Origin of the sequence: Dehalococcoides mccartyi CG5 (assembly GCF_000830885.1) — a bacterium.
In the GTDB taxonomy this organism is placed as follows: domain Bacteria; phylum Chloroflexota; class Dehalococcoidia; order Dehalococcoidales; family Dehalococcoidaceae; genus Dehalococcoides; species Dehalococcoides mccartyi_B.
On sequence record NZ_CP006951.1, the window covers coordinates 370,881 to 388,131 of the forward strand.

Below are 17,251 nucleotides of genomic sequence, written 5' to 3' on the forward strand. Positions count from 1 at the left end.
AAATTATTGCCTTTTTACTCACCCCGCCGTATTATCCCGTTTTCGGTTATAAAGGCGGCTATAAGATTGGCAGGGGTTACGTCAAAGGCGGGGTTGGCTACGTCTATATTTTCCGGGGCTATGCGTTGCCCCCTTAGGTAGGTTATCTCTTCAGGTTTGCGTTCTTCTATAACTATATCATTGCCTGATTCAATGGATTTATCAAAGGTGGAACTGGGTGCAGCTACGTAAAAGGGTATGCCGTGAGCCAGTGCCAGCACTGCCAGAGAGTAAGTGCCTATCTTGTTGGCGGTGTCTCCGTTTCGGGCAATGCGGTCAGCTCCCACTACCACCGCATTGATTACCCCTTTTTTCATAAAGTGCCCGGCCATGCTGTCGGTAATCAGCTTGAATGGTACGCCGGCTTCTTTCAGTTCCAATGCTGTCAGGCGTGCCCCTTGCAGAAGGGGGCGGGTTTCGGTAGCGAAGGCAGATATACCCTTGTTCTGCTGATGTGCGGCTATAATCACCCCCAGAGCTGTGCCGTAACCCGCTGTGGCCAGCGGGCCTGCGTTGCAGTGGGTAAGTACCGTCCAGCCCGGTTGTATCAGGTCTGCACCGAAAGTGGATATTTTGCGGCTGGCTTCTTCTTCCTCCCGGTGGATTTTTAGCGCTTCGTCTACCAGAGATATTTTTACCTGTAAAACGTCTGTACCCGAAGCTACCACATGGTCCATGCGTTCCACTGCCATGAACAGGTTTTTGGCGGTGGGGCGGGTGGAGGCAATCTCGGCTGATATCTGCTGGTAAAGGGGCAGGAACTCACTGCAATAGCGTGTTTCTATACTCAGTGCCCCCAAAGCTATACCATAAGCCGCCGCCACACCTATAGACGGTGCTCCCCTTATCCGCAGGGTCTTGATAGCCTCGGCAACGGCATGGTAATCATTTAGTTCAAGATATTTTTCTTCCAGCGGCAACAGGGTTTGGTCAAGTATTATCAGGCGGTTATTCCGCCATTCAATTGCTTTCATATTAACTGCGCATAGTCCTTCCGAATATTATTGTCCCCAGGGCGAAAACAGCTACTGTCCAGATAGCCAGTATACCCACTTCGCCGCTTACGGCTGAAAAATCTGCCCCGCGTAATATTACCAGACGTGACGCCTCAATGGCATGGGAGTAAGGGAAGGCATAGCCCAGTCCTTTGAGTATATCAGGCATAAACTGGATAGAAAACCAGGTGCCGGATACTATGGCAAGAGGCATGGAGAAAAACCAGCTGATAGATTCTGACTGGTTTTCGCTTTTGGAAAATCCGGCAATTACCATGCCTATGCCTATGCTGGATAATCCTGTCAGGAAGAATATCAGGAAAGCCAAAGCTATATTACCCATTATATCCATGCCGAACAGGTAACCCAGCAACATGAAAAATATAATTTGGATTATACAGATAAGGGTCATGCTAAGCGAATATCCCAGTATGAAATCCACAGGGCGGCTGGGGGTAGTCAGCATCCTTGACATAAAACCTTTTTCTTTATCCCGTACTATTATTCTGGCAGAGGTGGGTATGAGTATAAGCAGCCCGAATACGATAATACCGGGTGAGATAAAATCTATGTTGGTTATCTTGTTTTCAATATTTACCGGCTGGGCATTTACGTTCAGGGGTATTTCTATTTTAGCAAAGGCGCGGGTAACCACGTTTAGCTGTGAGAGTATTTCACTTGCAGCCTGAATATCACTTTCGTCATAGGTTACATCAAGATATATGTTACCGCCTGTTCCTGCCCAGAGCTTGCTTACTTCCTGTCCGAACCCGGCCGGGATTATGATGTATGCCCGTATGTCAGACTGTTTAAGCTGGGTCAGAGCCTCTTCAGGGGTGTTTATATAAATAATTTCATAGCTGGGTACTTCGGAGAGGGCCTCATCTGCAAATGCACTGGAAAGCGGGGTCTGGTCATTATCTACTACCCCAATCTGGTAACTGGCACTGCCTCCACCGGAGAAAGCAAAACCGAAAAGAAGCATAAACATAAGGGGGAAACCCAGCAGAAAACCCAGCGCCATGGGATCACGATATGTTTCCTTGAGGGCGCGGATACCTAACTCCCAGAATCTCATTCCCGTAGCTCCTTTCCGGTCAGTTTCAGGTAAACATCTTCAAGGCTGGGGTCTTTTATCTGGGCGGAGCGAATTGTCGCCCCGGCATTTTGCAGGCGGTTTACTATCTCGTTAAATTCCAGATGCTCTGCCGAAATGGAAAGAGTGCCGCCTGAAAACTCCACTTTGGGGTAGAAATTCTTCAAATCAGCCACCATTCTTTGGGAGATATTAAATGCCTGTACCCTCATGGTGGGTTCTTTTATCAGGCTTTGTTTCAGTTCTACCGGTGTGCCCAAAGCAACTATCCTGCCTTGATCCATAATGCCTATACGGTCTGCCAGGTGGTCTGCTTCTTCCATGTAGTGGGTGGTAAGGAGTATGGTCTTCTTCCCTTTTAAGGATTCTATATATTCCCACATGGCGTGGCGTACCTGCGGATCCAAGCCCAAAGTGGGTTCGTCCAGAAAGACTACATCCGGGTTATGGATAAGTGCCATCATTATGCTTAGGCGGCGCTTCATACCTCCGGAAAAGGTGTGTACCTGACTTTTAGCCCTGTCTTCCAGCCCCATTATTTCCAGAAAGCGGGGTATCCATTCCTTGAGTTTTGCAGGGTCTATATGGTTCAGTTTGCCGAAGAGTCCCAGATTTTCTACCGGGGTCAGGTGGTCTGAAATGGCGGTTTCCTGTGGGGAACTGCCGATAATAGATTTGACTTGGTAGCCTTGGGTGTTTATATCAAAACCCATTACCCGGGCTGTTCCGCTGGTGGGTTTTAACAAACAGCAAAGCATATTGATGGTGGTGCTTTTGCCTGCTCCGTTTGGTCCCAGCAGGGCAAACAGTTCACCCTTGCGGATGTTCAGGTTGAGTTTGTCCACCGCCAGAAGCTGCCCGTAGGAACGGCTTAAATCCAGAGTTTCAATAGCCGGTATATCCGGCTGTGCTTTTGAAGTGGCGGCCATATATGTGCCTCCCATCTCAAATAATGGCCTAATTATAGCACAAGGCAGGTGTTTTTTTGACAAAATGCAGGCCTGTATTATAAGCTTGGCCAAATGCCGAATATCAAATATACTCTGGAAGATTTACGGGTTAATCCCGGTTTAAAATTGCCGCCTTTCAATTTGGTTATTGAACGGGGTCTGGTAGACCGTTTTTGCAGGGCTACCGGTGATGACGGGGCGAACTGGCAGAATGAGGCTCCGCCTGTACTGGCACTTACTTTGGGTTTCGGGCAGATGCTGGAAGTTATTTCGGCAGATGATATTACCGTCCTTCACGGCTCAAGTGAACTGGAAAGCCTGAAACCGCTTGAAGTGGGACAGGAGGTAACGGTGGAGACCAGCCTTTTAAGCTTGAGGGAACGGCCGGGTAAAATGGGACTGTCGTCATTTCTTAATTTTGAAATGCAGGTAACAAATAAACAGGGAGAGCTGCTGGCCAGAGTTTGCCAGCTGGCTATAGTTTATTCAGCATGACCAGTGTTTTTGAAAATATAACCGAAGGGCAGGAGATAGCCTGCCAAACGCTTATTTTAAGTAGCCGTGATCTGGTTGTCTGGGCAGGGGCTTCAGGGGACTATAATCCCATTCATTATGATAAAGATCTGGCTCTGAAAAAAGGCTTACCGGGAGTGGTAGTACCGGGGCAGTTGGCGGGGGCTATGCTTGGCAAATTGGCATCTGGTTTTGCCCGTCCCTCAGGCAGGCTTGCCAAACTGTCGCTCAGCTATAAAAAGATGATGCCACTGGGTGAAAGTCTTGTTCTTAAGGGCATAGTATCTTCAAAGACAGATACCCCGGAAAGTAAAACCCTAGGCCTGAAGCTCTGGGCGGAAGATACGGCGGGAGATAAAACTGTTACGGCATCAGCTGTTATAGTTTATTAGCTGGGCAATCTTCAGCCTGAAGTGATTTGTGTTTCAGCCAGTCTGCCTTTGAAAGTCCCATCAGCATAAACCGGTGCAGGCCCGATTCCTTTTCTCCACAAGGCTTAAAACCGCATTTTCTAAATGATTGCTGGGCGCGGATATTGCTCTGGAGAGTCTTCAGGTGAAGCCTTTTCAGGCTGGTTTTTTCAAACACATAGTCAATCATCAACCCCAGAGCGTCATTGCCATAACCCTTGCCCCAGTATTCCTTTTGCCCAATCATTATGCCCACTTCGGCTTCACTGGCGGCTATGTCCAGATTGTAGCAGGCACAGTAGCCGATGTATTCCCCCCGAAGGGTTTCAATGCCGAATTGCACCCGCAGGGATAAGGAATTTTCCAGTACGAATATATATTCGCCCAGAAATGTTCTGAAGGATATAGTCAGGGGTTCAGCCGCATCAAGATGGCTTAACTCAGGGTCAGTTTGCCATGCATAATCAAGCGAAGCATCTTCCAGACGCTTGTCTCTCAGCCGGGTCAGCTTTCCCTGAGTGTGTATCACATCTTACTCTTCAGGTGAAATGGCAGGCATACCGGCAGCAGATTCGTCTGCCTCTATATCTGTCAGTGCGGTAGTTATCATTTCCCGGATAGCCTGGCTGGAGGTGCTTTCCAGATTTTCTGTCAGCCCTTTTTTGGCGTCCTGGCCGCCAATCTTAGCCAGCGCCTGTATTGATGCCAGCTGGACTTCCATATCAGGGTCTTCAATCATGGAGACCAATTTAGGTATGAAACGTTCCAAGCAGAGTTCTCCGGCGGCTACTGCCGCTTCATAACGGAGGTCGTTATTATCATTGTTCAGTTCAGATGTGATTACAGACTCCCATTGGTCACTGGCGTTTTGTCCCATGGCATAGACAGCACCTACTCTGAGTAGGTGTTCAGGGCTGTTGTGGGCTTGGGAAATAGCTGTGATTACCTGCGGCTGACCGAAAGGCGACACTGATTCCAGTGCTCTGCGTCTTAGTTCCACCGGCAGATTGGTATTTTTGAAAATTGCCAGCAAACTGGTTTGGAGCAACTGGCTGGTTTTTTCGGGGAGCTGTCCGAATTCACCCATCATACTGTAACGCCCCAGAGCGGCAGTGGCGGCTATGCGAACCTCCATAGAAGGGTCTTCGCTTGATAAAGACAACAAATGGTCAACCAGAGACGGGCGGTTACATTCCCAAAGACCGTCAACGGATTTAGCCCGTACCTCAGGGTTCGGGTCATGCATGGTTCTGACAAAAATACTGTCAAAATCCAGAGAAACATCATCTTCGGCCAGTTCACCCAGCCGGCTGACTATATCCAGCCGTCTTTCGGGGCTCATACCTGTCCAGAAATCCTTGAAAGCGGCTATCTCCTGGTTATTGAGGTCAGATAGCAGGGCTAAGTCAGTATGTTTCAGGCTAGTGTTTTCATCTGCCAGTCTCTCAAAGAGTTCGCTTATTTCCGGGTTTTCTTGGCTCATCAGTTGTTACTCGCTTCCTCGTTGTCATCATCATCAGTATCAAGGTCATCATCGTCATCTTCTTCACCGCTTTCCCAGATAGGTTCGGTGAAATAGTCTATGTAATCCTCCATAGCTTCGGCTGCAATCTGGGATACATGCTGCTTGGCCTCAGAGGCTATCTGTTCCAGTTCGGTAACATCAACCCCCAGTTGGAGTAATTTGGACAAAATTTGAACGATTACCAAAGCTGCCATGGGATTTTGCAGGCGGGAAGCATAGCTGGGTACTTCCCCCAGCAGACACACCCCGTCCATATTGCGTTCTTTGGCTACACCCAGCAGCAGGCCGTTAAGGCCGGAAATCTGGAGATTGCCGCTTCCGCTCAATCCCCGTTCTATCAATTCATTGGCTACCTGAGTGTTGGTGCCCACTGCCCATGCCCGGGGTTGTTCGCTGTGGTGAATACGGGTCAGGGCGGCGGCAAATGTATAAATCCTTTTAACACCGAAACGCTGGCCTACGTCCAGAATCAAGTTAGCCAGTTCGTAACTTTTGGTAGAAGGTTGGTCTTCGCCTATGAAGAGGATAATGTCGTTATCCTGTTTATTTTTCAGGTAATAAAAACGATTTTGGGGGAATTGAGGTTCTTCAACCACCCCGTCCTTTACCAGCACACCTATCGGGTCAAAGAAGCTGGGAGAATCTATTTCGGCCAGTTCTTTAAACTCCAGTTTACGTACCAGGTATGTCGCCACAATCAGGGCGACATTGCTGATGCCCGGCCAAGCGGCCAGCAGGCAGGGAGACTTGAGTTTCGGTCTGGAATTTAGCTTGTATTTTTTGTCCATATATCTGTCTCTCTTATTTGGCAGCTACGGACAGGTTCGGGAAATACATGGATGGGGTGAAAAGTTCACCGTCCAGCCAGCGTCCGTCACTGCCGATGGCATTTATAGTTTTAAGTGCACTATATATATTCCCGGAGAGCATGGTGTCTTTTACCCGCCCGGTAATCTGTCCATTTTCTATTTTATAACCCAGCAGTACGTTTCCGGAGAAATCACCACCCAGCACATTTCCTTGTTCCGCTCCCATCATAAATTCTACTACCAAACCCTCTTTAATATCTGAAACCATTTCTTCAAATGAAAGTGTGCCGGGCTTTATCATCAGGGCGCTGAAACCGGGAGCCGGCTGTCCGCCATGTCTTTCGGCATTGCCGGTACTTTTGGCTTTGGCTAAAGCGGCAGTGCGGAGGTCATAAATAAAGTTTTTAATAACCCCGTTTTCCACCATGGGTGTAATTTGGCTGGCTGTGCCCTCGTCGTCAAAGGGGCGTGAGTTCGGGCTGAAGCTCTGGGTAGGGTCATCAACCAGATTAAAGGCAGGGTCAAACATCTGCTCACCCAGTTTTCCGGCCAGCGGTGAAGCTTTTTCCTGTACCAGTTTGCCGTTAAGTGCGGCGGACAGGGCAGGGATAATGGTGCTGGCAACCCCGTGGGGAGTAAAAATAACCGGCATCTCCCTGCTTTGAAGAGGTACATTTTGTCGGGCGCGCTTTAGCTGTTTGCTGACCAGATTTACCACTTCCAGGCTGGAGCGGATAGGGCGGCAGGAGCTAAACCCGTCACCTACAAAAAGCATATCCGTACCGCGTACCAGCGTGCCCTCCAACCCCATGGAAAAGAGACTCTTTTTAAAACTGATATCTGCCCCGCTGGTATTTAGCAGGCTTACTTTTCGGGTGCTTTTGGTCAGGCTGGAGCTACAGATAAGTTCACTGTTTATATCAAGCAATCCGGCTACCATTTCTTTGCCCAGATTTACCATCTCTTCCAGACTTACGGTTTCTACCTCAGGGTCAAATATTTTAACCTCCGGGTAGGTTTGAGAGGCAGGAAATTGGAAATGGGCTGTCTGGCCGTAAGCGGCGGTTTCAAGTGCCATATTCACCAGCCTCGGCCAATCTGCTGGGTTGGAGCTGGCGGCATAGCCAATCTTGCCGTCTTTAACAATACGCAAAGCCAGGCTAAGGCTTTGTTTAGATTCAATATTTTTTAGCTGATTGGATTCAAAATGGATTGGGGTGGATTCAGATTCCACCATAAAACATTCGGCCTGTTCGGCCACTTTTTTGGCTTGTTCAAGTATTTTTTCAAGCATATCAGGCACCACCTACCAGGCATTTCTGAATACGGATATGGGGTGAGCCGTTTGAAACCGGCAGGGGAGACTGACCGCTCTTGCCGCAGCCGCCGCCCTGATTCATATCCAGGTCATTGCCTATCATATCTATATTATGCAGAGTATCAAATACGTTCCCGGACAGAACTACCGGCCTTAATGCTTCGGCTATCTTGCCGTCCCTTATCATATAGGCTTCCCCTGAGGAGAAGGTAAACATTTCCATGCTGGTGGTTCCGCCGTACCAATTCTTTACATAAATGCCTTCTTTTACCCCGTCCAGCATTTCTTCCAGAGTGGATACGCCGGGTTCTATATAGGTATTGCTCATGCGCACAATGGGGGCATAGCGGTAAGATATGGCTCTGGCGTTACCGGAGAGGGGTTCATTCATCTTGGCGGCGGTCTCTCGCGAATGAAGGCGTCCGGTAAGCTTGCCCTCGCGGATAAGATAATTCTTGGTTGCGGCTACCCCTTCATCATCGTATTTATAGCTGCCCCGAAGGTCAGGCATGGTGGGGTTGTCTATGATATTCAGTATTTTCGGACCGAATTTTTTGCCTAAGACCATTACTTCACGCATCTGGGGGTTTTCATATATATGGTCTGCTTCCGATAAATGCCCGAAGGCCTCGTGGACAAACACTCCCGCCAGTATGGGGTCAAGTATTACGGTATATTCACCGCCTTTTACCTTTGGGGCGGAGAGGAGTTTTACGGCATGTTCGGTCATGTCTTTTATCTGGGAGTGAAGCCCGGTTATGGCGTTGTAGTTGCCGCGGCTGCCCACCGAGATATTTGACTGCTGGAGTTCACCATCTCCAGACGCAATGGCGGTGGCGTTAAAATTTATATCTGAGCGTGATTGTTCTATAACGCTCCCGCGGGAGTTTACATAAAAACGGCGGCGATAGCCGTCTGAAAAGCGGATAAACGAGGTTTTTATACCCTTAGTCTGCCAGATAAGGTCTTTGTATTCGTCCAGTATCCGTTTTTTGTCTTCAAGCGGGCGTTCCACCGAACTCTGGGATAGTTCGTCCGTCTGGGCATAGGTAACTGAAGGTGCAGATGCGAACTGGCTCTGGGTGGAACCGGCCAGAGAGGCCTGATGAATAGCCAGATCTATCCGCTTGCGGATATCATCCAGACTGTTAAAGCTTACAAAACCCCAGCCGCCATTTACCAGTGCCCGAACGTTGCCGCCCAGGTCACTGCCGCGTCCGGCAGTATCCAGATTTTGCCCTCGGTAAGAGATATAACTGCTGGTGCTCTCTTCCAGGTGGATTTCCAGATAGTCTGCCCGGTAGTGGTATAGCTGTTGAGAAAGCTCGTGGGCAATATTTCGGAGTTCAGTCAAGGTGGTCACCTTTAGATAGTATTCTAGTCTAAGTTTAAACTGGGGCAGTTGGCTTGTCAATTTATTGTTGGGTTTTCAGCCTTGATAGCTGGGCGGGCATTGACTAATGATGGGTAAAAGGGCTACGATTTAGCCATATGGGATTATTCGGAACTTCCGGCATCCGCCGCGTGGTGGATGACCGTTTGATGGAAATAGCTCTTAAGGTGGGGTTTTCTGTAGGGAAACGCTATCGTAGAGTAGTTTTGGCGGGTGACAGCCGTACTTCTACACCGGCTATCAAGCGTATACTGAGCGGGGCTTTGGTTGCCGCCGGGGCAGATGTGATTGACATCGGATTGGTGCCGACACCTACTTTGGCCTTTATTGCCAGAGATTTTGATGCAGGGCTGATGGTGACTGCTTCGCACAATCCGGCTGAATACAACGGTATTAAGTTTCTCAATCCTGACGGCTCGGCTTTCAGTTATCTGCAGCAGCAGGAAATAACCAAAGATGTGGAATCAAGCCGTTCTCCCTCCCTCAAATGGGACAGTTTCGGCCAGATAAATGCTTTTCCGTGTACAGTTGAAAAGCATATGGAACATATACTTAGCTACCTGCCGGACAAATGCCGCCTTAAAGTGGTGGTGGATTGCGGCGGCGGGGCAGCATCCGTGATAACCCCATGGCTGCTTCAGCGTATGGGCAGCCGGGTGATTTCCCTGAATGATACTACCCATGGGTTTTTCCCTCACCCGCCTGAGCCATTGGCTGAAAACCTTACCGGGCTTATCCAGACAGTTAGGGAAAGTGATGCCGATTTGGGTATTGCCCATGACGGTGATGCTGACCGGATGGTGGCGGTGGATAAACACGGCAACTTTATCTCCGGTGACAAAATGCTGGTGGTTTTTGCCAGAGCGGCCAAGGCGGATAAAGTGGTTACCACTCTTGACGCTTCCATGTCAGTAGAGGAGATGGGTTTTAAAGTTATACGAACAGCTATAGGTGACAACTACGTCTCAGAAGAGCTTAAGAGGCAGGGTAATTTCGGGGGTGAACCCTGCGGTGCATGGGTCTTCCCTGAAAGCTCTCTTTGCCCTGACGGTATTTATGCCGCCGCCAGATTGTTAAATCTGGTTTCACGCCAGCCCTTGGCGGAACTGATTTCAGATATACCGGAATACTCCATGAAGCGGGGGAGTGTGGCCGGTGGCGGTTTGAATTTGTCTCTGGTAGAGGAATCACTTCAGTGCCTGAATCCGCTTTCATCCAGCTTGCTGGACGGGATTAAACTCAATCTTAAAGATGGCTGGCTGCTTATCCGCCCTTCGGGTACAGAGCCTAAAATCCGCCTGACGGCAGAAGCCAAAACTCCTGAACAGTGCGAAACTATTTATCAAACAGGTCTTAAATGCCTGAAGAGCTGTCTTTCCCGGGAGAAATAAAATGAAGGCAGTCATATTGGCGGCAGGCGAAGGCAGCCGCATGCGTCCCCTGACCTTTACCCGTCCCAAGGTTATGCTTCCCATTGCGGGCAAGCCTATTTTGGAGCACCTTTTGATGGAGGTCAGCGCCGCCGGTATAAAAGAATTTGTACTGGTAGTGGGTTACCGTGATGAGCAGGTGCGTTCATATTTTGCGGATGGTGCAAAATGGGGCGTAAAAATCAGCTATTGCCAGCAGACCCGCCAGCTTGGCACTGCCCATGCCCTGAAACAGCTTGAAAATCAGCTTGAGGGCAATTTTCTGGTTATGAACGGGGATATACTGGCTGAGTCAGCTGATATTTCCGCTCTGGCCGCAGGTTCTGAAACTACTCTTAGTGTGCTTGAGGTATCAGACCCAAGCAGTCTGGGAGTGCTTGAAACAGACGGGGACAGAGTAAGATGCATCCATGAAAAGTCTGCCAATCCCCCTGCTAATCTGGCAAATGCCGGTCTTTACCTGTTTACCCCAAGGATATTTAAAGCTATTTCCGACACTCCCCTCTCACCGCGGGGTGAATATGAAATAACCTCATCTATCCAGCTTCTTATTGATAACGGCACAGAGGTAGGTTACCGCCGTCTTGTTTACTGGCAGGACGTCAGCTACCCGTGGGATTTGCTGGATGTAAATGCTTCCATGCTTAAAAACCTTGCCCCTTGTGTATATGGTACAGTAGAGGAAAATGTGGTTATCAAGGGGACGGTGGAAATAGGCGAAGGCAGCCTTGTCCGTTCGGGTGCATATATAGAAGGGCCGGTATTAATCGGCAAAAACTGTGACATAGGTCCGAACTGTTATATCCGCCCCTCTACCTCCATAGGGGATAATTGCCGGGTTGGGGCTTCGGTTGAGATAAAAAACTCTATTATTATGGATAACACCAAAATCCCCCACCTTAATTACGTGGGGGACAGTGTTATCGGGCAAAACTGCAATCTGGGTGCCGGAACCAAGCTGGCAAATCTGCGTTTTGACGGAGCAGATATTATTGCCGGAGGTGTCAATACCCGCCGCCGTAAGCTGGGGGCTGTACTGGGAGACGGGGTTGAAACCGGTATTAACGTAAGCCTTAATCCGGGCGTCCTTATAGGCTCCGGCAGCCGTATAGGACCCGGTGCGGTTGTGAGCGGGCTTGTTGAGCCGAACTCATATATCGGATAAGGCGGGGAGAGTAAAATATGAAACAGGCAGTTATACTGGCGGCTGGTGAGGGACAACGCCTGCGGCCTTTTACCGCCAGCAAATCAAAGGTGATGCTGTCTATTGCGGGCAAGCCCCTGCTTGAGTATGTTATTGAATCCCTTGCCCAAAACGGCATTCGGGATATTATTCTGGTAGTGGGCTACAAACGGGAACGTATATTTGACTATTTAGGGCAGGGCGGGCGTTTTGGAGTACAGATAAGCTATGTCCAGCAGCCAAACCAGCTGGGTACAGCCCATGCCCTCAGACAGGTAAAAGATAAAATAAAAGGGGATTTTCTGGTTCTGAATGGAGATCAGCTTATCAAGCCGTCAACTATAAGGGAGTTTGTAAAACAGCCGCCGCAGGCAGTTATGGTAAAAGCCATAAACGGCGAAGACCCCAGCCGTTACGGGGTAGTAACTTCTTCGGGCGGACTTCTAACCTCCATAGAGGAAAAACCCAGCATAGCCAAAAGCAATTTTATAAATACCGGCATTTACTCTTTTTCAAGGGCAGTGTTTGACTATATTGGTGAGCATCTGGATATGCCGGTGGTGCTGCAGTCCATGCTCAAAGACGGGCTGGATATACATGTAGCAGAAAGCCAAGGAGCCTGGCTGGATATAGTCTACCCTTGGGATATGCTAAAACTTAATGCGGTGGTATCAGCCGAACTTAAACCCGGAGTAGCCGGCACTATTGAAAGCGGCGTGGTTATGAAGGGGCCGGTGCGGATTGGCAAGAATACGGTTATCCGTTCAAATTCGTATATCGTGGGGCCGGTAATAATAGGTGAAGGCTGTGATATAGGCCCGAGTGTCTGTATTTACCCTTCCACCAGTATTGCAGATAATGTAACAGTAGCTCCCTTCAGCCAGATAAAGAATAGCTTGATTTACAGCGGCAACAGTATCGGAGTGGCTTCGGTTATTGAAGATTCGGTCATAGACCGGGGTTGTGTGATTTGCGGCCAGTTCAGTGCTCCCTCCGCCGAGATAGAAACCCGGATAAATGATGGATTACATAAAATAAAAGTCGGGACTATGATGGGTGAAGGCTGCACCGTAGGGAATGCCGTAGTCCTTCAGAGCGGTACAGTAGTGGGCAATTCAACCCGTATAGCTCCTTTGAGAACCCTGTCAGGCAATATTCCTGACGGCAGTCTGGTGGTATAGATGTGCGGTATTGTGGGGTACACCGGTAAACGGCAGGCACAGGGTGTTCTGTACGATTGTTTGTGCCGGCTGGAATACAGGGGTTATGATTCCTGCGGCATAGCCGTAAACACCCCTGAGGTACAGGTTTTTAAAGATGCAGGTAAAGTCCATGACATACTCCAAAATGCCCCCCTGTTTAAGGGTACAGCCGGTTTGGGGCATACCCGCTGGGCTACCTGCGGTGAACCCACCCAAATAAATGCCCATCCCCATACAGACTGCACCGGTAAAATCTGTCTGGTGCATAATGGGGTAATAAACAATTATTCACAACTGCTGAAACGGCTTGAAGGTAACGGCCATAAGATAGTTTCAGATACGGATACCGAGCTTATTGCCCATTTGATAGAGGAGTACGATAAGGGAGATTTGGAAGAGGCTGTTCGCCTGGCAGTCAAAGAGATAGAGGGTTCGTACGCTCTGGTAGTTATGCGTTCGGGGGAAAATACCCTGGTAGTAGTGCGGCAGGACAGCCCTTTGGTTATAGGGGTAGGTGACGGAGAATATCTGGTAGCTTCAGATGTACCTGCCATTTTGGGGTATACCAACCGGGTTATATATCTGGATGAGGGCGACATTGGCACTATAAGCCCGGACAGCCTGAAAATCCGCCGAAACGGTGGGTATATCGTTCCGTTGGTGGAAAAAGTAAACTGGACTCAGGATGAATCACAGAAAGCCGGCTACAGCCACTATATGCTCAAGGAAATACACGAACAGCCCCGGGTAATTCAAAACACCCTGATAAATATGCCTCTGCCGGAGTCTTTTAACAAATCTGAGATACTGGAGCAGAGCCGCAAAACCGGCATACTTTTTCTGGCCTGCGGCAGTTCCTATCACGCAGCCCTGACTGCCCGTTATCTGGTAGAAGAACATTTGAATATACCTGTTCGGCTGGAGATAGCTTCGGAGTTCAACTATATGCATCGTTTGCTGCCCTGCAAGCTGGCAGTAGTGCTTACCCAGTCCGGTGAAACCGCAGATGTTTTACGGGCGATGCGCCGTTTGAAGCAAGCCGGCTGTATGGTAGTGGCTATCACTAACGTGGCAGGCAGTACTGCTGCCCGTTTGGCAGACCATACTATATATACTCAGGCCGGGCCGGAAATAGGGGTGGCGGCTACCAAGAGTTTTATTGCCCAGCTGATAGTCCTGTATGCTTTGTGTTTTGCCGGTGCATCTGCCGCTAATATCCGTTACCAGGATTATCTAAGCACTATGCGGCTTTTACCCAGTGTTGTCCAGAGCATACTTGGCAGTCATCAGAATATTAAAGATGCGGCAGTAGAAGTAGCCAAGTCTAAAAGTGCTTTTTTTATAGGGCGTGGGATAAACTATCCCATTGCTTTGGAAGGTGCTCTGAAACTTAAAGAGATTTCATACATTCATGCGGAGGGTTATGCGGCAGGGGAACTGAAACACGGGCCGTTTGCTTTGCTTTCTCCGGAAACACCGGTACTGGCGCTGGTAAGCCGTGACCAAACCTATGAAGCTATGCTGACCGGACTCAGGGAAATAAAGGTGCGTCGTGCCCCTCTGATTGTTATAGGTGAAGCCGGAGACGAGCAATTGGGTCAGCTGGCAGACCGGGTGATAAGTCTGCCGTCTTTCAACCGCCTGTTTAATCCGATACTCTTTACAGTAGTACTCCAACTATTGGCTTATTATGTTGCTTTGGAGCTGGGCTGTTCCATAGATACCCCCCGCAACTTGGCTAAGAGTGTCACTGTCGAATAGGTCTTATTCAGACTACGAATAGACCGGTAAGATCCGTCTGGTCAATTATATGCCCTTCCATAGCTTTCAGCAGATCTGCCTGATGGCAACTGGCCTTCAGCTTAAGTTCAGTATCCAGAGCAAAGAGACGGAAATGGTAGTGGTGTACCCGGTTGGGCGGGGGATAAGGCCCGGTATAACCTGTCTCTCCCTCACTGTTCAGCCCTTGGCGGACTCCATCCGGCAAGTTGGGTTCAGTAGGGACAGCTTCAGGCAGACCAACACGGTTAGGCGGAATATTGTAGATAAGCCAGTGGGTAAAGGCTTTGGATGTGTCAGGGTCTTCCAATACAAGAGCCAGACTTTTAGTATCCGGCGGCAGTTGCATCCAGTGGACTGGCGGTGAAATATTGCTACCCAAACCGGAAAAACGGCGGGGAATATACTCTCCGCAAGCAAAAGCACTACTACCCAGAAGCATATCCGTCTCCTCTAAGTATTGTCTATGCAATACTCCAGTTCACCCAGACCGCTTATCCTTCGGCAATCATTTAAATCAAGGTAACAGTTACGCCGGTCAAGTAATACAGGATTAAGCCCTACATTCATAGCTCCTATATAATCTACCTGATATTGGTCACCTATGTATAGTACCTCTTTGGCGGTAAGGCCGCTTTTTCTTAGAGCCGCCTGAAAGATAAGTGGATTGGGCTTGGTTACGCCCACCTCCTGTGATATGACCACTGTTTCCAGATAGGTATTGAGTCCGGTCTTGTTAAACAGTTCTGACATATCTCTATCTGCGTTTGAAATAAGCCCTATTTTCAGGTTTCTGGACTTTAAATTTTTCAGGCAAGGAATTACGTCTTCATAGAGAATCATTTCCCATTTCAGGTTTTTCCAGCGGCTGATAAGGGTATTTATGAGTTCAGGTTTGGCTTCAATGCCTATTTCCTCCAGAATAATCCGGTAGTAGTGGCTCCAGACCGCAAACTGTTCCGGTTTTTCCCGCAGGCTTATGGGTTTTTGGGCGTTTTGCAGGTAAAAATATTCGTCCGCCTTGTTCATAGGCAGGTAGAGGTCATTCTCATTTATCGGGTAGTTCATATCAGCCAGCAGTTTAACGGTCATCTCTTCACGGCTGGGCTGGTAGCCTATCAGGGTATTGTACAGGTCAAAGAAAACACCTTTTATCATCGGGCACTCCAAGGCAATATTTTATATTCCATTCTAGACTAATAAAATCAGTTAAAGCAAATTCAGCCGGGCTGAGGATAAATTTTAATGGCAATATTCATTGACGCAGCTGAGTAAGCACTGGTATGATAAGCAATTATGGAACCAAGAATACAGGTATTCCCCAAAAACACTGAAGTAAAAAATAATCATCTGATTATCGGCGGGGTAGATGTTGCCGGGCTTTGTGCCAAATATGGCACGCCGCTGTATATTTTTGACGAACTTACCATCCGTCAGAATTGCCGTGATTTCAAGCGTGAGTTTTCACGCCGCTATGCAGACAGCTCTATCAGCTATGCTTCGAAAGCCTTTTTGCATCCGGCTTTGCTTAAAATACTGGCTGAAGAAGGCATGAGTCTGGATGTGGTTTCCGGCGGAGAGCTCTCCGTTGCCAACAACGCCGGTTTTCCTATGGATATGGTTTATTTGCACGGAAACAACAAATCTGCCGAAGAACTAAGGCTGGCACTTCGTCTGCATGTGGGGCGGATTGTGGTAGACAGTTTTGATGAAATAAAACTCCTGTCAAAACTGGCAGATGAGAGCGGGCATATACCGGATATATTACTCAGGATAACTCCCGGAGTAGATGCCCATACTCATCAACATATTACCACCGGCAAGCTGGATTCCAAATTTGGTTTCCCCCTGTTTCAGGCAGCTGAAGCGGTAGGTTTAGCTATGGCTCAGGCCAGCTTAAATCTGGTAGGTTTCCATTTCCATATCGGTTCCCAGATATTTGAAACCCAGCCCTTCCTTGACGCTATAGATCTGGTGCTGGATTTTGCCGCACAGGTGCAGGAACGTTATGGTTTTGATATAGAGGAACTGGATATTGGCGGTGGCTACGGCGTTCAGTACGAAGTAGACAAGCCGGCACCTCCCATATCTGCTTATGCAGAGGCTATCGGAGCCAAAGTGGTATCCAAATGCCGCAGTTTGAAGCTGACTCCTCCCAGTCTGAATATAGAACCGGGACGGGCCATTATAGCTCAGGCAGGTGTGGCTTTATATACGGTAGGGGTGATAAAAGATATTCCCGGCATTCGTTTGTATGCCTCGGTTGACGGGGGCATGGGGGATAATATCCGCCCGGCTCTTTACGAGGCTAAATATGAGGCAGTGGTGGCAAATAACGTCCAGTCAGCTGAAAAGGAAAAGGTAACTATAGCCGGTAAGTTTTGCGAATCCGGCGATATACTTATAAGAGATATTGAACTGCCTTCCCTCAGGACAGGTGACATACTGGCAGTTCCCTGTTGCGGGGCTTACTGTCTGCCTATGTCCAGCAATTACAATGGTTACCATCGCCCGGCGGTAGTAATGCTGAAAAACGGTGAAGACCGCCTGATACGGCGGCGTGAAACCGTGGAAGACCTTAGCCGTCTGGATTCGGTCTAAGCCGGATT

General features: G+C 48.8%; 17 protein-coding genes. 7 read left to right on the top strand and 10 right to left on the bottom strand.

The window, feature by feature from the left end; translation table 11 throughout:
- Positions 1 to 14: 14 nt before the first annotated feature.
- From mtnA to X794_RS01945, 3 genes are read right to left on the bottom strand one after another with little or no spacing between them, the layout of a single operon-like run.
- Complete coding sequence (mtnA, locus tag X794_RS01935; protein ID WP_011309035.1) at positions 15 to 1,013, bottom strand: S-methyl-5-thioribose-1-phosphate isomerase; 999 nt, start codon at positions 1,011 to 1,013, stop codon at positions 15 to 17.
- Between the two features lies 1 nt (position 1,014).
- Positions 1,015 to 2,112, bottom strand: coding sequence for an ABC transporter permease (locus X794_RS01940; protein WP_011928889.1), 1,098 nt, complete (start codon positions 2,110 to 2,112; stop codon positions 1,015 to 1,017).
- The gene (locus X794_RS01945; RefSeq protein ID WP_011309037.1) at positions 2,109 to 3,059 is read right to left on the bottom strand and encodes a daunorubicin resistance protein DrrA family ABC transporter ATP-binding protein; all 951 of its coding nucleotides are present in this window, start codon (positions 3,057 to 3,059) and stop codon (positions 2,109 to 2,111) included. The genes X794_RS01940 and X794_RS01945 overlap by 4 nt, the downstream gene beginning before the upstream one ends.
- Positions 3,060 to 3,152: 93 nt before the next feature.
- Here X794_RS01945 and X794_RS01950 point away from each other — a divergent pair, with 93 nt between their 5' ends.
- Together X794_RS01950 and X794_RS01955 are read left to right on the top strand one after the other, a co-directional pair.
- Complete coding sequence (locus X794_RS01950) at positions 3,153 to 3,575, top strand: FAS1-like dehydratase domain-containing protein (protein WP_011309038.1); 423 nt, start codon at positions 3,153 to 3,155, stop codon at positions 3,573 to 3,575.
- Positions 3,572 to 3,985 carry a MaoC family dehydratase gene (locus tag X794_RS01955; protein WP_011309039.1) on the top strand — a complete coding sequence of 138 codons (414 nt, stop codon included), beginning with the start codon at positions 3,572 to 3,574 and terminating at the stop codon, positions 3,983 to 3,985. The genes X794_RS01950 and X794_RS01955 overlap by 4 nt, the downstream gene beginning before the upstream one ends.
- Here the strand turns inward: X794_RS01955 and X794_RS01960 are convergent.
- The 5 genes from X794_RS01960 to X794_RS01980 are packed head-to-tail and all read right to left on the bottom strand — an operon-like array spanning position 3,972 to position 9,009.
- A complete protein-coding gene (locus X794_RS01960) occupies positions 3,972 to 4,532 on the bottom strand; it encodes a GNAT family N-acetyltransferase (protein WP_011309040.1) in 561 nt (186 codons plus the stop codon). The two genes, X794_RS01955 and X794_RS01960, sit on opposite strands and share 14 nt — an antisense overlap.
- 3 nt (positions 4,533 to 4,535) lie before the next feature.
- Positions 4,536 to 5,486 carry a HEAT repeat domain-containing protein gene (locus tag X794_RS01965; RefSeq protein ID WP_011309041.1) on the bottom strand — a complete coding sequence of 317 codons (951 nt, stop codon included), beginning with the start codon at positions 5,484 to 5,486 and terminating at the stop codon, positions 4,536 to 4,538.
- Entirely contained in the window at positions 5,486 to 6,316 is an 831-nt protein-coding gene (locus X794_RS01970; RefSeq protein WP_011309042.1) for a PAC2 family protein, read from the bottom strand. Before X794_RS01970 ends, X794_RS01965 begins: the two co-directional genes overlap by 1 nt.
- A gap of 13 nt (positions 6,317 to 6,329) precedes the next feature.
- On the bottom strand, positions 6,330 to 7,631 hold the full coding sequence (locus tag X794_RS01975) for a TldD/PmbA family protein (protein ID WP_011309043.1): 1,302 nt from the start codon (positions 7,629 to 7,631) through the stop codon (positions 6,330 to 6,332).
- 1 nt (position 7,632) lies between these two features.
- Entirely contained in the window at positions 7,633 to 9,009 is a 1,377-nt protein-coding gene (locus tag X794_RS01980) for a TldD/PmbA family protein (RefSeq protein WP_011309044.1), read from the bottom strand.
- Positions 9,010 to 9,146: 137 nt separating this feature from the next.
- On the opposite strand from X794_RS01980, the gene glmM reads away from it, so the two are divergent.
- Genes glmM through glmS form a run of 4 tightly spaced genes read left to right on the top strand, consistent with a single transcriptional unit; the run spans position 9,147 to position 14,624 of the window.
- Positions 9,147 to 10,439, top strand: coding sequence for a phosphoglucosamine mutase (glmM, locus tag X794_RS01985; protein ID WP_011309045.1), 1,293 nt, complete (start codon positions 9,147 to 9,149; stop codon positions 10,437 to 10,439).
- A gap of 1 nt (position 10,440) precedes the next feature.
- On the top strand, positions 10,441 to 11,643 hold the full coding sequence (gene glmU, locus X794_RS01990; RefSeq protein WP_011309046.1) for a bifunctional sugar-1-phosphate nucleotidylyltransferase/acetyltransferase: 1,203 nt from the start codon (positions 10,441 to 10,443) through the stop codon (positions 11,641 to 11,643).
- 17 nt (positions 11,644 to 11,660) lie between these two features.
- Positions 11,661 to 12,842 (top strand): bifunctional sugar-1-phosphate nucleotidylyltransferase/acetyltransferase, encoded by a 1,182-nt coding sequence (gene glmU, locus X794_RS01995; protein ID WP_011309047.1) that lies wholly within the window; start codon positions 11,661 to 11,663, stop codon positions 12,840 to 12,842.
- A complete protein-coding gene (gene glmS / locus X794_RS02000) occupies positions 12,843 to 14,624 on the top strand; it encodes a glutamine--fructose-6-phosphate transaminase (isomerizing) (protein WP_011309048.1) in 1,782 nt (593 codons plus the stop codon).
- A gap of 7 nt (positions 14,625 to 14,631) precedes the next feature.
- Here glmS and X794_RS02005 read toward each other — a convergent pair whose 3' ends face one another.
- A complete protein-coding gene (locus X794_RS02005; RefSeq protein WP_011309049.1) occupies positions 14,632 to 15,084 on the bottom strand; it encodes a YbhB/YbcL family Raf kinase inhibitor-like protein in 453 nt (150 codons plus the stop codon).
- 11 nt (positions 15,085 to 15,095) lie between these two features.
- Positions 15,096 to 15,800 carry an HAD family hydrolase gene (locus X794_RS02010; RefSeq protein ID WP_011309050.1) on the bottom strand — a complete coding sequence of 235 codons (705 nt, stop codon included), beginning with the start codon at positions 15,798 to 15,800 and terminating at the stop codon, positions 15,096 to 15,098.
- A 138-nt stretch (positions 15,801 to 15,938) separates the two neighbouring features.
- Between X794_RS02010 and lysA the strand changes: the two genes are divergently transcribed.
- Positions 15,939 to 17,243, top strand: coding sequence for a diaminopimelate decarboxylase (gene lysA, locus X794_RS02015; RefSeq protein ID WP_011309051.1), 1,305 nt, complete (start codon positions 15,939 to 15,941; stop codon positions 17,241 to 17,243).
- Positions 17,244 to 17,251: the final 8 nt, after the last annotated feature.

Coding starts and splice junctions, on each gene's coding strand:
- mtnA (WP_011309035.1), bottom strand. CDS start 1,013: ATGAAAGCAATTGAATGGCGGAATAACCGCCTGATAATACTTGACCAA.
- X794_RS01940 (WP_011928889.1), bottom strand. CDS start 2,112: ATGAGATTCTGGGAGTTAGGTATCCGCGCCCTCAAGGAAACATATCGT.
- X794_RS01945 (WP_011309037.1), bottom strand. CDS start 3,059: ATGGCCGCCACTTCAAAAGCACAGCCGGATATACCGGCTATTGAAACT.
- X794_RS01950 (WP_011309038.1), top strand. CDS start 3,153: ATGCCGAATATCAAATATACTCTGGAAGATTTACGGGTTAATCCCGGT.
- X794_RS01955 (WP_011309039.1), top strand. CDS start 3,572: ATGACCAGTGTTTTTGAAAATATAACCGAAGGGCAGGAGATAGCCTGC.
- X794_RS01965 (WP_011309041.1), bottom strand. CDS start 5,486: ATGAGCCAAGAAAACCCGGAAATAAGCGAACTCTTTGAGAGACTGGCA.
- X794_RS01970 (WP_011309042.1), bottom strand. CDS start 6,316: ATGGACAAAAAATACAAGCTAAATTCCAGACCGAAACTCAAGTCTCCC.
- X794_RS01975 (WP_011309043.1), bottom strand. CDS start 7,631: ATGCTTGAAAAAATACTTGAACAAGCCAAAAAAGTGGCCGAACAGGCC.
- glmM (WP_011309045.1), top strand. CDS start 9,147: ATGGGATTATTCGGAACTTCCGGCATCCGCCGCGTGGTGGATGACCGT.
- glmU (WP_011309046.1), top strand. CDS start 10,441: ATGAAGGCAGTCATATTGGCGGCAGGCGAAGGCAGCCGCATGCGTCCC.
- glmU (WP_011309047.1), top strand. CDS start 11,661: ATGAAACAGGCAGTTATACTGGCGGCTGGTGAGGGACAACGCCTGCGG.
- glmS (WP_011309048.1), top strand. CDS start 12,843: ATGTGCGGTATTGTGGGGTACACCGGTAAACGGCAGGCACAGGGTGTT.
- X794_RS02005 (WP_011309049.1), bottom strand. CDS start 15,084: ATGCTTCTGGGTAGTAGTGCTTTTGCTTGCGGAGAGTATATTCCCCGC.
- X794_RS02010 (WP_011309050.1), bottom strand. CDS start 15,800: ATGATAAAAGGTGTTTTCTTTGACCTGTACAATACCCTGATAGGCTAC.
- lysA (WP_011309051.1), top strand. CDS start 15,939: ATGGAACCAAGAATACAGGTATTCCCCAAAAACACTGAAGTAAAAAAT.